At 40.4% G+C, this 13,209-nt stretch carries 17 protein-coding genes and 1 pseudogene; 7 read left to right on the forward strand and 11 right to left on the reverse strand.

What is annotated here, in order from left to right; translation table 11 throughout:
* Positions 1–178: 178 nt before the first annotated feature.
* Both AC5JMK_RS04285 and AC5JMK_RS04290 read right to left on the reverse strand, forming a co-directional pair.
* Positions 179–739, reverse strand: a complete 561-nt coding sequence (locus AC5JMK_RS04285) for an acyltransferase (protein WP_096677122.1) — start codon at positions 737–739, stop codon at positions 179–181.
* 171 nt (positions 740–910) lie between these two features.
* Positions 911–1,117, reverse strand: coding sequence for a hypothetical protein (locus AC5JMK_RS04290; protein ID WP_016861036.1), 207 nt, complete (start codon positions 1,115–1,117; stop codon positions 911–913).
* Between the two features lie 277 nt (positions 1,118–1,394).
* Here AC5JMK_RS04290 and rnhA point away from each other — a divergent pair, with 277 nt between their 5' ends.
* Positions 1,395–2,306 carry a ribonuclease HI gene (rnhA, locus tag AC5JMK_RS04295; protein ID WP_096679133.1) on the forward strand — a complete coding sequence of 304 codons (912 nt, stop codon included), beginning with the start codon at positions 1,395–1,397 and terminating at the stop codon, positions 2,304–2,306.
* On the opposite strand, the gene cruG is transcribed toward rnhA, so the two are convergent.
* Positions 2,301–3,494 (reverse strand): 2'-O-glycosyltransferase CruG, encoded by a 1,194-nt coding sequence (gene cruG, locus AC5JMK_RS04300; RefSeq protein ID WP_096677121.1) that lies wholly within the window; start codon positions 3,492–3,494, stop codon positions 2,301–2,303. The two genes, rnhA and cruG, sit on opposite strands and share 6 nt — an antisense overlap.
* A gap of 86 nt (positions 3,495–3,580) precedes the next feature.
* Positions 3,581–4,489, reverse strand: a complete 909-nt coding sequence (gene cruF / locus AC5JMK_RS04305) for a gamma-carotene 1'-hydroxylase CruF (RefSeq protein WP_495909470.1) — start codon at positions 4,487–4,489, stop codon at positions 3,581–3,583.
* Between the two features lie 246 nt (positions 4,490–4,735).
* On the opposite strand from cruF, the gene AC5JMK_RS04310 reads away from it, so the two are divergent.
* On the forward strand, positions 4,736–5,182 hold the full coding sequence (locus tag AC5JMK_RS04310) for a hypothetical protein (protein WP_096677119.1): 447 nt from the start codon (positions 4,736–4,738) through the stop codon (positions 5,180–5,182).
* 41 nt (positions 5,183–5,223) lie between these two features.
* On the opposite strand, the gene rpmA is transcribed toward AC5JMK_RS04310, so the two are convergent.
* The 3 genes from rpmA to AC5JMK_RS04325 all read right to left on the reverse strand — a co-directional run bounded on the left by rpmA (position 5,224) and on the right by AC5JMK_RS04325 (position 6,484).
* Positions 5,224–5,502 carry a 50S ribosomal protein L27 gene (rpmA, locus tag AC5JMK_RS04315; protein ID WP_096677118.1) on the reverse strand — a complete coding sequence of 93 codons (279 nt, stop codon included), beginning with the start codon at positions 5,500–5,502 and terminating at the stop codon, positions 5,224–5,226.
* Between the two features lie 79 nt (positions 5,503–5,581).
* Positions 5,582–5,989, reverse strand: a complete 408-nt coding sequence (gene rplU / locus AC5JMK_RS04320) for a 50S ribosomal protein L21 (protein ID WP_495909471.1) — start codon at positions 5,987–5,989, stop codon at positions 5,582–5,584.
* A gap of 312 nt (positions 5,990–6,301) precedes the next feature.
* Complete coding sequence (locus AC5JMK_RS04325) at positions 6,302–6,484, reverse strand: hypothetical protein (RefSeq protein ID WP_096677116.1); 183 nt, start codon at positions 6,482–6,484, stop codon at positions 6,302–6,304.
* Positions 6,485–6,802: 318 nt separating this feature from the next.
* On the opposite strand from AC5JMK_RS04325, the pseudogene AC5JMK_RS04330 reads away from it, so the two are divergent.
* A pseudogene (locus tag AC5JMK_RS04330) lies at positions 6,803–6,937 on the forward strand (nucleotidyltransferase); the annotation flags it as partial.
* 344 nt (positions 6,938–7,281) lie between these two features.
* Positions 7,282–7,500 (forward strand): hypothetical protein, encoded by a 219-nt coding sequence (locus tag AC5JMK_RS04335; RefSeq protein ID WP_096677115.1) that lies wholly within the window; start codon positions 7,282–7,284, stop codon positions 7,498–7,500.
* Between the two features lie 82 nt (positions 7,501–7,582).
* Here the strand turns inward: AC5JMK_RS04335 and ribD are convergent, their stop codons facing one another.
* On the reverse strand, positions 7,583–8,719 hold the full coding sequence (ribD, locus tag AC5JMK_RS04340; protein WP_495909472.1) for a bifunctional diaminohydroxyphosphoribosylaminopyrimidine deaminase/5-amino-6-(5-phosphoribosylamino)uracil reductase RibD: 1,137 nt from the start codon (positions 8,717–8,719) through the stop codon (positions 7,583–7,585).
* A gap of 338 nt (positions 8,720–9,057) precedes the next feature.
* Here ribD and AC5JMK_RS04345 point away from each other — a divergent pair, with 338 nt between their 5' ends.
* Complete coding sequence (locus AC5JMK_RS04345; protein ID WP_495909473.1) at positions 9,058–9,402, forward strand: type II toxin-antitoxin system RelE/ParE family toxin; 345 nt, start codon at positions 9,058–9,060, stop codon at positions 9,400–9,402.
* Entirely contained in the window at positions 9,395–9,709 is a 315-nt protein-coding gene (locus tag AC5JMK_RS04350) for an addiction module antidote protein (RefSeq protein ID WP_495909474.1), read from the forward strand. Before AC5JMK_RS04345 ends, AC5JMK_RS04350 begins: the two co-directional genes overlap by 8 nt.
* 21 nt (positions 9,710–9,730) lie before the next feature.
* Here the strand turns inward: AC5JMK_RS04350 and mreD are convergent, their stop codons facing one another.
* From mreD to AC5JMK_RS04365, 3 genes are all read right to left on the reverse strand, one after another.
* On the reverse strand, positions 9,731–10,351 hold the full coding sequence (gene mreD / locus AC5JMK_RS04355; RefSeq protein ID WP_495909475.1) for a rod shape-determining protein MreD: 621 nt from the start codon (positions 10,349–10,351) through the stop codon (positions 9,731–9,733).
* 243 nt (positions 10,352–10,594) lie between these two features.
* Positions 10,595–11,383 carry a rod shape-determining protein MreC gene (gene mreC / locus AC5JMK_RS04360; protein ID WP_495909476.1) on the reverse strand — a complete coding sequence of 263 codons (789 nt, stop codon included), beginning with the start codon at positions 11,381–11,383 and terminating at the stop codon, positions 10,595–10,597.
* Between the two features lie 79 nt (positions 11,384–11,462).
* Positions 11,463–12,470 (reverse strand): rod shape-determining protein, encoded by a 1,008-nt coding sequence (locus AC5JMK_RS04365; RefSeq protein WP_096677111.1) that lies wholly within the window; start codon positions 12,468–12,470, stop codon positions 11,463–11,465.
* Positions 12,471–12,839: 369 nt separating this feature from the next.
* Here AC5JMK_RS04365 and AC5JMK_RS04370 point away from each other — a divergent pair, with 369 nt between their 5' ends.
* On the forward strand, positions 12,840–13,202 hold the full coding sequence (locus AC5JMK_RS04370; protein WP_096677110.1) for a single-stranded DNA-binding protein: 363 nt from the start codon (positions 12,840–12,842) through the stop codon (positions 13,200–13,202).
* Positions 13,203–13,209: the final 7 nt, after the last annotated feature.

A 13,209-nucleotide genomic window follows, 5' to 3' on the forward strand; every position in this document is an offset into this window, starting at 1 on the left:
GCTATGTAAGACATAATTACCTATCGCAATGGCAAAATAAGCGAACGGACAGTAATTAATCAAACGTAACGCACATTATCGATACTTCTTTGATGGTAAAGAGCAAGCAGAGAAATCTGTGGATTACACAGAATGGGTGATGATGGAATCAATGCAGCTATACCCACCTGTTTGGGCATTAGGACGATGCAAGCCGTTCATAGTGTTGGCGATCGCGATACTTTATTATCCTCATTGGTTGATTTCCCACAATTGCTAAGGGTTCAACGTTGCTAGTTACAACCGTACCAGCTGCGATAATCGCTCCATCCCCAATCGTAACTCCTGGAACAATCACGACATTGGCTCCAATCCATACATTGCGCCCAATTACCACAGGTTTATGAATATAAACATTATGTTCATAGGGGAGAACATTACTTTGATAGTCGTGGTTTGCCGAGAGAATTACAACGTTGAATCCGATTGTTGTGTTGTCGCTAATTGTAATTCCGCCACGCCCATCTAATATCACATCCGGACCAATGTAAATTTTACTGCCCAAGGAAATATTTTCAGGGTGTTCGATTCTAATTTCTCGCCGAAATCGAACTCGTGAACCGCAAAATTTGAGTTGCTGCTTTAGCTGTTGATGTTTGTATTGCCTGATTTTGATTTGCAGATATTCTTCCCACTGCACCAAATGAGGTATTAATATTTGCTCCAATTTAATAATAATTTTATTAGCGATTTTGTTCATATTTTTTCAGAACTGGACATTGTTTCCTAGTGAAGCTCCTAAGTTAACAAAGCCTGATTTATAAAACCTCGTGGGAAATGTGGAAAATATAGCAACAAATCAATGAAACAAGAATCCCTGTCTACTCGTTTCACGAAAAGCAAGTTACAGTCGAAAGCAAGATAACGAGGGTTAATAACCTCGTCTGCTGACACCGCTCAAAATACCTGCACCAATTGAAAATAAAATGATTGCCCAAATAACGTAGGTTGAAATTGACTTGATAATACCAATTCCTAATAACAGATAAATTAAGGCAGTTGATAATAAAGCAAGACCAACAGAAACACCAATAATATACAAAAGTTTTTTGGCTTGTGGGTTAGGAGACTGGCTCACAAATATCACTCCTCTTTTCAAAACTGAATCAATTATTTCTGATGTTCTTAACAGCAAGCGTAAGTTAACGGTTGAACACATCCAAAAACTTGGGGAATTTTTTAAGGTTTTACCTGCTGTATTTTTTCCAACAAATTCCTTATATATCGAATTTGGCTAATTTTTGCAATCGCTAGGGCAAATTTTGACAAAATTTTGATACACTTGGAAAAATTTACCTGCGGGAAAGCACTTTTAGAGTGTCTACATTTCCTTATGCAGTTCAATGATTATTAATATGTCTTCTCAACGTACAATTCAAAGTATATATACAGATGGTGCTTGCATCCACAACCCAGGACCTGGTGGTTGGGGTGTTGTCGTCTACTTCAGTGACGGTTCGGTTCATGAAATAGGCGATGCTGCTGCTAAAACCACTAACAACAAAATGGAAATGCAAGCCGCGATCGCAGCTTTATCTTTCCTAAAAGCATCAGGACACACTGAACCAATTACTCTCTACACTGACAGCGAGTATTTAATTAACTGTGTAACTAAATGGATCAAAACCTGGAAAAGAAAAGGCTGGAAAAAGGCTGATGGTAATCCTGTTCTGAACCAAGATTTGCTCGAACAACTTGAGCAACTCAACAGCCGCCAGGTAGAATGGCAACATGTCCGGGGTCATACTGGTAACGAAGGTAACGAACGCTGTGATGCGATCGCTCGTGCTTTTGCTAGTGGAAAAAATCCATCGCTGCAACAAATTTCTGATATCAATCTATTTGATGATTTTTTACGGACATCAACTGATGTTGCAGTATCAAGCGTATCTAATTCTGATCCCGAATCGATGATAATTAACAAAAACATACCAGAGATCAGTACCTTCGCATCAGAAATAAATATGACAGAGACATCGAATCATTCAACGCTCTCCCATGAAGAATTACCTCGTGAAATGAGGGTAGTGCAACTCCGCAACTTAGTGGAAACCCTAAGAATTGCTGACGAAATCGCCGAAAAAGGTTACTTAGTTACTAGTTCTGAACTAGCAGATTTAATGGATGTCCACGCTAGTGCTGTTACTAGTCGTGGTGATCAATGGCGCTGGCGTAACTGGATTGTTTCACGAGTCCGACGAGAAGGTAATCAAATTCTTTGGGAGTTGGAACGTGGCGATCGCCTGAACGATGAAAATAATTCATAATTCATAATTTCTTCCCCGCCACTGTCGTGGAGTGCTAATTGCTGATAAAAAGATTCGCACTACGGCTAAGGGATCAGCCAGTGGGGAAAGCCAAAACAACCAACCACCTCTAGATTGAGTGCGATCGTAACAGGGTGCGATCGCCAACAGCATACCGAAGCGAATTACCCACAGAAATAAATTTAGTCCCAGTAATACCACAGGAGGATTAGGAGAAAATGGGAGGTGGGGAGAAAACAATAAGTAACTGAGGATGATCAAAATAGGTAAAGCCTGAGTAAAACTTAGTACCCATAAATCGGCCCATAGCTGAGTGCGAGAAGAAGCATCTTTTAAGTCGAGACTCCGACCCCATTCATTCCAAGTCTCTATTGCTCCCTCATACATCCGTACCTTTAAGACTTTTGATCCATCTAAAAAGCCTACTTTAAACCCAGAAGCAGCTATGTGTCGAGCCAAGGTGACATCATCACAAAAAGAACTTTTGGCACTAGTATAACCACTGACAGCAGCTAATACAGAACGGCGGCATAAAAAGCATTGACCGTTAGCCATGACTCGTTCTGGTTGTTGTGTATTTATACCAGCAGGATCGAATCTGTAAAGCAACGTCATTAACAACGCTGGTTGTAACCAGCACTCTCCAGGATACTTAAGGATGAATTGAGGCGAGAGAGAAATTAAATCATATTCTTGTGTGATTGCCGTTTTTAGCAAACCCGCAACTAAACCTGGTGATGGTTGAGTATCAGCATCCATACCCAAAAACCATTCACTGGCTTCACAAGAGTATAAAAAACCATTATGTAAAGCCCAAGGACGTCCTACCCAACTAGGTGGTAAAGGATCATCGGTGATCAGCCGAAAGCGGGGGTCTTGTTTTTGTGCAGCTTTGACTAAATCAGGGGTACCATCCTGAGAATTACTATCTACAACAATTACTTCTCGGACTTCGTAACTTTGGCGACTTAAGCCACTTAACAAGGGGCTGATCCTAAGAGCTTCATTTAAGGTAGGAATTACTACACTAACACTACCTAAAATATCTGGTGTTGGGTTTTGTGCTGTCACCGGGGGATGACGTAGAGGGCCTTTGAGCAGGCGCGACAGTAAAATTGCTACTGCTGGTATTTGTATAAGTAGTACAAAAAGCGAAAAGGCACTGATGATACTGAACCAGTCTATCACTGTAAAAATACTTGTCAGAATATTTTGAATAATATATGGCTTTATTTTCCCGCCATACCGTGATTTCCTCGGCTGGCGGTGGGCGGTTACTTAAGAGCAACTTCTACCGGAGCTATTTGCCCTTTGTTGGTAGCAGATTCTACAGCAAATTCTGTAGATGTACTTTGAGTCTTCCACCATAAAACTACAGCTGGTGTTATACCCAGGAATAAACCGAGTAAGACTGGTATGGGAAAACCAGCCGCTAAACTCATGACTGTAGCAAAGGCAAAGTTGCTGAGATAAACAATTAAAGGTAAATTAAGTTGCGATCGCTCTAATTTTATCGGTGTATTCCGCCACAATAATGCAGCCACCATCATAAACACTGAACCAGTACCCATCCATCCACCAAAGTTTTGATAAGGCATACCAAAAAAGGCTCCTGGTTTCTGCCAATACCAAAAAGGTAGAGATGTTTGGCTCATGGCTGGATCTAGTACAAAGTCCCAGGAAGTCAGCAATAAAGCACCCAGAGCGATCGCACCCAGATGACGCCATAAACTAGGTTTTTTGTCAACCTCTAAACCAGCACGGGCTAATAGGTAAGATACAAATCCTACGTAAAACCAAGACAGAGGAATAGTAAAAGGTACTAAACCCCCAATTTTATAACCCAAGCCACTTAAGTAGCTGTAATGCCCAAAAGGAAAGCCAGTACTGGTTCCTAGTAATTCACTACTCAAAGAAATTAACACTGATGGCAGCAGAAACAAAAGCCACAAACCTAACCCTAATGTTCTATAAGCATACAAAGAAACTGCTGCTGCTCCCAAAATCATATAAACTACGCCGCCTCCAGCCATACTCCATTGCATGGCGGTTTGTCCAACCTCGGCTAAATTCAAAATTATTTCAGCGTGAGGAACGACTAGTAATATTCCTACTAGTCCAAACACCATTGATACAATATGACCAATTAGGCACACGCGTTCAGCGATAACAAGTTGTTTCATGATATTTCCTGAATCAAGATGTGACACGTGGCTACATTACTGCTAACAGTTTACAAATCTTTAAGAATATATATAACTTAATTTTGCTGAAAATCTTCTATTAAATTGCTCAATTGTATTTTGGCAGAGCATTATCGCCTATTGATTACAGACAAAACAAGTAAGAAAATCTGGTTATAGTAGAATTTTTACATTCAGCAGAGTTATGAAGCATAACTCCCTACTCTGGCGATCACAACTTACCTCATGCCATTTTTGAAAAGATTACCCTGGCTTTCTTTAACACTGCTGTTGCTTACCTACATTGTTTTTGGCTGGTTACTTGCGAGATCAAAAACTCAGCCTATATTGTGGCTGGTATTTGCGATCGCTACTGTGTTTTTTATTGCCAGCTTGACTATTCCTTTCTCAAAGGTGAGTGACTATTCTATAAGCTTGTTTAGATCAAATTTGAGGTCATTTGGTGTCACCGTATTTGGGGCTTTTTTATTCTTTCTCATTCTTGCCCGTTTTCGGCTCTTTCTTGATATTCTAGTTATAATTGCTGCGTCTATGTTGGTGAGAATAGATTTTCAAGCCGCAGGTTTTAACCAAGGTCAAGTCTTTTGGATCACAACTACCTTTTCTTTGATAGGTTTAGCACTCGGTGCATTAGTAGAAAAGTTGATGTCGCAATATGGTCTAATTCTTTAAAATTAGGGTAGGTAGCAACACCCACCCTAAAATTATTAATTCTATGATGCAGCAACAGCTTCGGTAACAACAGGATAAACGCTAACTTTTTTACGAGTTTTACCCTTGCGTTCAAATTTTACGACACCATCAACTAGAGCGAACAGAGTGTCATCGCTACCAATTCCGACGTTATTACCAGGGTGAAATTTAGTCCCACGCTGACGCACAAGAATATTACCAGCGCGAACAACTTCACTACCATAGCGTTTGACACCCAATCGTTGAGCATTTGAGTCACGACCGTTTCGTGTACTACCTGTTCCTTTCTTATGAGCCATGATTTTCTCCCTTAAAAAATTATTCTCCGGTTGATGGTTGATAGTTCATTGGAATAACCAACAACCAATCAATAACAAATTATTCAGCAGATTCTTGTGCAACCTCAGTTGTTGCTTCGCTATCTGCTTCATTACTTACAGTAGTTTCTGCTTCTGAAGCAAGCACAGATCCATTAAGGCTAATGGAATTGATCATCAGCCTAGTGATTTCTTGGCGATGTCCGCGCTTTTTGCGGGTTTTCTTTTTCGGTTTCATCTTATAAACCAGGACTTTACGACCTCGCAAGTGTCGCATTATTGTCCCTTCTACCTTTGCTCCTGCTACTAACGGCTGACCAATAGTAACTTCACCGTTGTGTTGTACCAGCAAGACTGAGTCTATGCTAACTTGTTCATCGGGTTGGGCAGAAAGCAGTTCAATGTCGTAAAAGCGGCCTGGTTCAACTCGTAGTTGCTTACCGCCAGTTTCAATAATTGCGTAAGTCATGTAATTGTTCTTATGGGTTTGCCGTACAGGTAGCTGACTTTTGTATAAAATAAACGCGAGCGATCGCGTTTTTGAACTACCGTTGCCAGCTTTTGCAATGCGTCTACCTGATCCGAGCAGGAATTAGACAGACAATCTGTTATCTTACTTTACAAAATCTATTTTAGTCAAATAAATCTGGAATATTTAGATCAAGTATACTCGATTTAGGAATGCGATATTCAAATAAAATTGGTATAAAATATCAGCAACAAACGACAAATAGCAATTACTAATGATTGTAATATATAGTATTTGTCGTTGTTTTGAATTTCAATTGCGAATAGTATCTGTATTTTCCCAAGACGGAGCAAATGATGGAATTGATAAAGAGCAAGCTTTCCATCCAGATCTTACTCCTACATTTAACAGATTACACATACCTCCACGCTGTCCTAAAGGTGTGTAATGCCGACAGTAGCGACAAGCAGAAACACAGGATTTTAAAGTTGCCATAATAAATTGTTTGTGATAAAAAACCTTTTCGTTGGGGAGAAATTTTCCTCATCAAGTATGGCAATTATTTCTTCAAAACTACCTAATATTTGTATAATTTCATAAAAAAAATTTGCATTGCTAAATAAAAATACATATAGTAGTTTCTACTTACGTATAATCAAGGAAGATTATATAAAAATACAATAAATGTCTGGCTAAATAAATTCAGTATTAACACTTACAAATAGTAATACCAATAAAATTTAATAGTAGAAAAAATATGAAAAGAATTGAAGTCGAAAAAAGATGTATTTTGATCGGTTTAGCAGGTAGTCAGTAATGAGAATGGCAGAAGATTTGATGATTGAAATGCAAACAGTATATGAAGAATCAACATTACCTGACAAACCTGATTTAGAACAAATTAACAAATTGTGTATAAAATTAGTAGAAATGCAGGGGTGGGATTAGAAGTAGAAAATTACAAGTTAAATATTTTAACTTTTTGTTATTCTGTAGTGAACGCTACTTTAACGGTAAGTCACTATGTGTCTATAGGATTTACAGCAAAAATTTCAAAGACTCAGCGACTTAATGAGCAACATTTAATGATTGAAAAAACATTCAAATATGAATGAGGTTAATTTGTGTTAAAGAAGCACTGTAATATCTCTATTCTGAATGTTCATCAAGTTATGAATCAAATTATTAAGTTTGTAATAACACTTATGTCAGGTTGTTGGCTAATACCGGAAGCTGCAATCTAAATTGTGTATCCTGAAGACAACTGAACATTATGACAAAATGGAGGTCTAATGACTCCGAAGATTATGCGTAAGCTTTGGTCTGTAATTGAAACGACCCAAACAAAGACGCTGTTGCAATTAGATGATGCTAGCTTAGTCCAGTGGTTGGTTAAGCAAACCAAAACCCAAGCTTTGCTAGACTGCCAAGAAACAGACTTTCTGTGTGACTACATTCAATCTCGGCTACCCCTCATCCGTGATCTTGCTAATGAACGTCAATATTCATGAAAATAGTCATTGGGCATTGGAAATTAGGCATAGTTAACAATCGCTAACTACTAACCATTAACTATTAACAAATGACCAATGACTAATGACTACTAGTAATTTTTTGTGGTAAATATCCTTCTATTAAACAATCTGCTCCCACCACACGCACCTCAACACGTTCCAAAGACAATGCTTCAGTCATGGTGGTGAAACCCAAATCACCAACGGGTGTTGGAGCATCGCTACCACCAATTATTTTTGGAGCAATGAATGCGAGGATTTTCTGTACTGCTCCCTGAGCGATCGCATTAGCTGCTAGAGTTCCACCACATTCCCACAGCACGCTACAAAAACCCCGTTCGTAGAGGTAAGACATCACTTGTTCTGGTGTCAGTGGTGATATTTCTATTACTTCAACTCCCTGCTTGATCAATATTTCCTTAGAAACAGCATTGGCTCCTACATCTGTCAATACCAAAGTAGGAGCTTCTTCAGTTTGCCATAGATGAGCTTGTGCAGGTAAATTGAGAGTGCGACTCATTACTATCCGTAAGGGATTATGCGCCTCCTGTTGGTGACTAGTTAAACGAGGATTATCTAATCTGACCGTATTTCCACCGACAATTACAGCATCGCAGGCAGCGCGTAATTGATGCACTACACTACGAGCTTCCTGGTTAGTTACCCAGGCGCTATGACCAGTAGTCGTAGCTATTTTGCCATCTAGTGTCATAGCGTATTTCAGTATGCCCAAAGGTCGTTTGTAGAGAATGCGGTGGATAAAACCTTCATTGAGCCGACGACACGCTGCTTCTTCCACTCCAACTATTACTTCTATACCCGCCGCACGTAACTTAGCAATACCACCACCGCCTACTAGTGGGTTGGGATCAACCATACCTACTACTACCTTTGCCACTCCAGCAGCCACTAATGCTTCCGAACAAGGAGGAGTGCGTCCGTAGTGATTGCAAGGTTCAAGACTAACATAGATAGTTGCCCCATGAGCATTTACACCTGCTGCTTTGAGTGCGAAAACTTCTGCGTGCGGTTCACCTGCACGGGGATGAAAGCCTTCTCCAATAATTTCACCATCTTTAACAATCACTGCCCCCACCATTGGATTTGGGGAAGTGCGCCCCAAAGCGCGCTCGGCAAGTTCCAAACAGCGTCGCATCATTGCTTGGTCAAATTCAGTACCTATTTGTTCTTGGGGATGTGAATCTGATTTAATCACTGAGTTTACTATAAGTACATTTTTATAACTGGGATCAACTAGGGACTAGGAACAAACAAATTAAAAATCTAAAATGACAAATTTTTAATTCTTCTAGTCCTGATCTTCCAACTCTAGCTTTAATCTATCTTGCCAGAGGTTGGCAAAATTCCAGAAAAAATTAAGGGTGAGGACAACTTTGAGACAGGGTAGAATTCTCGGTCACCTTTCTTAATTTGAGGGTAAACGTTATTAGTAGGCAATTTCCATAGTTTTACGGTTTTCGGAGCAGAAAGCCCTGATAGAGTAACTCATTCTTGATACATTGTCGCTTTTAAGCTACGTTTTATAATTAAACTATGACTGATATTGTTCGTCCAAAAACCCTGAAAGTCTATGCTACGGAAAATGGCAAGGAGCCTTACACTGAATGGCTTGAATCTTTAAAAGACTATGTGATCCGTTCAAGGATAATACGACGGATAGAGCGGCTCAAGCAGGGCAATTATGGGGATTGCAAGTCAGTTGGTGATGGTGTACAAGAGTTGAGGTTTTTCTTTGGCAGTGGCTACCGCGTTTACTTTGGAGAATCTGCGAATGACTTGGTAATTCTCCTGTGTGGTGGCGACAAGGACAGCCAGGACAGGGATATAGAAAAGGCCAAAGGATATTGGCAGGCTTATCAGGAGGAACAGGATGAGTAAGAAACTCAGAAATCATGATGAAGTTGTGTTTGAACAACTACTAAATCCGGAAATGGCAAAGGCTTACCTGGATATTGCCCTTGAAGAGTACGAGCAAGATGGCGATTTGGGGTTTTTTCTAGAAGCACTGCGGAACGTAGTGGAAGCACGGGAGGGGATGACGTGCCTTGCGGAAAAAACGGGTTTGAACCGCCAGAATCTTTACCGGGTTTTGTCTCAAGAAGGAAACCCTGAACTGCGAACCATCAGCCTGATCCTGCACGAACTCGGCTATCGCCTGAGTGTGCAACCGATTCAGGCATCATAGGAGAAAGAAAGCAATTTGATTTTAAGATTGTTGCTCGGCTAATTTCAATTGTTGCCACCAACGATTCAGAGGAAAATAAACCACTGGCGCCCAGAGACTACTAACTATAGCAGAGGCAAGGGCAACCTTTTGGTAATAGCTCCAGATATCTACTGCATTGCGATCGCCCATTAAAACCAACTGTACAGCAAAGATTGTTTCCACCAAAACAGCCATTCCAAACACAATTAAGGCGATTGAAATAAAATCTTCTTGAATAAAACGTTGTTTTTGCAGCAAAGCTGTCAGACATCCTACTACTGCCAAGCTGAGAGCATGAGTGGGATCGCTTGAGGTCATCGCATCTTGAAGTAATCCCAAAATTATACCCACGAATGCACCTTGAAAAGCTGTACGCTTCACACTCCAAGCTACTACCCAAATTAATAACCAATTAGGGCCAATACCTAATAGTTCCATACCAGGAAGACGAGCGAGCAGCATCAGCAAGCATAGGAGTACAGATCCAAAAATCACAGCCCAATTCACTAGTAGTCGGAGGCGGGGATGCCAACGTGAAATGGGGTTGATTTTTATTATGGATTTTCGCGATCGCGATTTTGGCTTATTTTGCCTGCCACCTCGAAATGCAGGAATTTTCATGTGCAAAAGACCTCTTGCAAAATTATTTTGTGGTAAAATGAGGGGTTTTCTTTAAAATGCACATCAAAATCTATACGGAGAACTTTTATTACCTCATTGCAATGTGTGATAGAAATGGAACGCAAATTTTAAAATTTTTCCATTTTACCATGAATTATTTTTGCAAGAGGTCTAAAGTACACAAAAAAAATATATATAATTCACCCTACCCCACACCGAAGGCGCTTAAAGGGTGTCTACACCTTATTTTTGTGATTGTGGATTTTCTAGTTGTTGATTTTCTGGTTTGGGATATACAGTTACCCAATCCAAAGAACGAATGGGTGGGAATAGTTCTACTTTCGCCACCGATGCTGGCAGTTTTTTTAAATCTAGAGATTTAATTTTTCCGATTGCCAAACCAGAGGGAAACTTTTGACTATAAGTAGACGTGACAACTACATCCCCAGGTTTGACATTGGGAACTTTTTCATAAAACTCCAGTACCGCTTCTGCGGAAGCGTCACCCCGCAAAACTCCCTTGGCTCCAGTACGGCTGATATTTATACCCACCTTACTTTTCAGGTCACTGATTAATAACACGCGGCTAGTATTAGGAGTAACATTTTCTACTAGACCGACTAACCCACCTTCAGCTTTGACTACAAAACCTTCTTGAATTCCCGCCTGACTACCTCGGTTGAGAATTACTTGTTGCCACCAATTGTCCGCACTGCGTCCCACCACCCGTGCTGGAATCGGACGCGATGAGAGCGGTTCTTTTTCTACGTAACCTAACAACTGTTGTAGCTTTTTATTCTGGTTTTCTAATTCTGTAATTTGGGCTTCTAATTCTAATACACGAGAATCTTTCAACCGTTCTTCTGGAGTTGGACTTGGCTGCAAAATCTGGAACTGGCTGGTAACGCCCTGATAAATTTCCAGTAACAAAGCTCCTTGAGTTTGTCTGATTACCCAAGCTCCACCAACTATTAGAGACAGTAGCCCAATATGAAATCCTTTATGATCCCACCAGCGACGCGCTGTAAACATATATACCTTTATCTAGTCGTGTAAATATTAACAACATTGAATTATTGACAAATCCAATATCTTGGATTGCTTATTTTGATTACATGTTCCGGGAACGTCCACTGAAAACTCGTTCTAGCTGTTTGAAGTTTTCTAAAACACGACCTGTACCCAATACAACACAGCATAGAGGATCGGCAGCAATGTGGGTTACAATCCCAGTTTCATGGCTAATTAAGGTATCTAATCCTTTCAGTAAAGCGCCGCCACCTGCTAGCATAATGCCCCGATCAATAATGTCTGCTGCTAGTTCTGGAGGTGTACGTTCCAGAGTCCGTTTCACAGCCTCAATAATGACTGATAGCGGTTCTGACATACTTTCACGAATTTCTGCTCCTTTGATGGTTACAGTACGTGGTAAACCAGAAAGTAGGTGTAAACCTCGGACTTCCATCATCAAATCATCTTCATCGTGAATCGGATAGGCAGAACCAATACGAATCTTAATATCCTCAGCAGTACGTTCCCCAATGACCAGGTTATGAACTTTCTTCATGTACTGCATAATTGATTCTGTTAGTTCATCTCCAGCAATACGAACTGATTCACTCAGTACTGTACCTTGAAGACTTAGTACTGCTACTTCTGTAGTACCACCACCAATATCAATGATCATGTTGCCAGTTGGTTCAGCTACGGGTAATCCTGCTCCAATCGCTGCTGCAACAGGTTCGTCTATTAAGTAAACTTCTCTAGCACCCGCTTGCGTAGCTGCATCCATCACAGCTCGTCTTTCTACACCTGTTACACCACTAGGTATACCAATGACAATTCGAGGTAGTACTAGTGATTTACCCTCATTAACACGCTGGATGAAACTTTTGAGCATGAGCTCGGCTGTATCGAAATCAGCAATTACACCATCGCGCAAGGGGCGCAGAGCAATCACATTTCCAGGTGTTCGACCGAGCATTTTTTTAGCATCTTCTCCTACCGCCAGTGCTACCTTTTCGTTTTGGTCGATGGCAACTACTGATGGTTCTTGAAGAACAATACCTTTACCAGATACATACACTAGGGTATTGGCGGTACCGAGATCGATACCCATATCTCGCGATAAGGAAAACTTACTGAAAAGGCCCACGCGTTTTGTTGCCCCCTATTTCGATACTTTTGACTACTAACGTGAGAGAGAATTGTGCAGGATTCTATTACTTTTTTTGACCGTAGTCTAGTAAAGCAGGCTATATTTTGTATAAGTTTTGGGAATCTTTTGCCTGTTAGTTTCTGCTACTGTTTTATATTCTCTGACCGTAGACACATATCCGTACGCTTTTGTATTGATAAAAGAGTAATTTTTATCATTATAATCAGTAATTATATTTGTTAAGTATTTAACATCGTTTTTGAGGCTTGATAATTCGCTATTATAAAAATCATTGTGTAATGAGTACGTCTGTACTGAAAGGCAATACCTATGAGCATTAATATCGTCACCCTAGTTGGTCGTGTAGGCGGCGACCCAGATATGAAGTATTTTGAAGATAGTGGCAGTGTCAAATGTAAATTAACACTGGCGGTGAGGCGGCGATCGCGTAATAGTGATGAACCTGATTGGTTCAACTTGGAACTATGGGGAAATACTGCGGAGATCGCTGGTAGGTTTGTGCGTAAAGGAAGTTTAATCGGTGTTAAAGGTTCCTTAAAGTTTGATACTTGGAACGATCGCACCACTGGCGCTTTGCGTTCTTCCCCAGTTATTAGAGTAGATCAACTAGATTTACTAGGTTCCAAGCGGGATGAAGCAGAGATGATGGATAATAATCCTAATAATTTTTAATTCGTCA

This window comes from Pelatocladus sp., from assembly GCF_059505505.1.

Excerpts from the sequence above, each read along its gene's own strand:
- AC5JMK_RS04285 (WP_096677122.1), bottom strand. The coding sequence starts at position 739 with ATGAACAAAATCGCTAATAAAATTATTATTAAATTGGAGCAAATATTA.
- rnhA (WP_096679133.1), top strand. The coding sequence starts at position 1,395 with ATGTCTTCTCAACGTACAATTCAAAGTATATATACAGATGGTGCTTGC.
- cruF (WP_495909470.1), bottom strand. The coding sequence starts at position 4,489 with ATGAAACAACTTGTTATCGCTGAACGCGTGTGCCTAATTGGTCATATT.
- AC5JMK_RS04310 (WP_096677119.1), top strand. The coding sequence starts at position 4,736 with ATGCCATTTTTGAAAAGATTACCCTGGCTTTCTTTAACACTGCTGTTG.
- rpmA (WP_096677118.1), bottom strand. The coding sequence starts at position 5,502 with ATGGCTCATAAGAAAGGAACAGGTAGTACACGAAACGGTCGTGACTCA.
- rplU (WP_495909471.1), bottom strand. The coding sequence starts at position 5,989 with ATGACTTACGCAATTATTGAAACTGGCGGTAAGCAACTACGAGTTGAA.
- AC5JMK_RS04325 (WP_096677116.1), bottom strand. The coding sequence starts at position 6,484 with ATGGCAACTTTAAAATCCTGTGTTTCTGCTTGTCGCTACTGTCGGCAT.
- AC5JMK_RS04335 (WP_096677115.1), top strand. The coding sequence starts at position 7,282 with ATGACTCCGAAGATTATGCGTAAGCTTTGGTCTGTAATTGAAACGACC.
- AC5JMK_RS04345 (WP_495909473.1), top strand. The coding sequence starts at position 9,058 with ATGACTGATATTGTTCGTCCAAAAACCCTGAAAGTCTATGCTACGGAA.
- AC5JMK_RS04350 (WP_495909474.1), top strand. The coding sequence starts at position 9,395 with ATGAGTAAGAAACTCAGAAATCATGATGAAGTTGTGTTTGAACAACTA.
- mreD (WP_495909475.1), bottom strand. The coding sequence starts at position 10,351 with ATGAAAATTCCTGCATTTCGAGGTGGCAGGCAAAATAAGCCAAAATCG.
- mreC (WP_495909476.1), bottom strand. The coding sequence starts at position 11,383 with ATGTTTACAGCGCGTCGCTGGTGGGATCATAAAGGATTTCATATTGGG.
- AC5JMK_RS04365 (WP_096677111.1), bottom strand. The coding sequence starts at position 12,470 with ATGGGTATCGATCTCGGTACCGCCAATACCCTAGTGTATGTATCTGGT.
- AC5JMK_RS04370 (WP_096677110.1), top strand. The coding sequence starts at position 12,840 with ATGAGCATTAATATCGTCACCCTAGTTGGTCGTGTAGGCGGCGACCCA.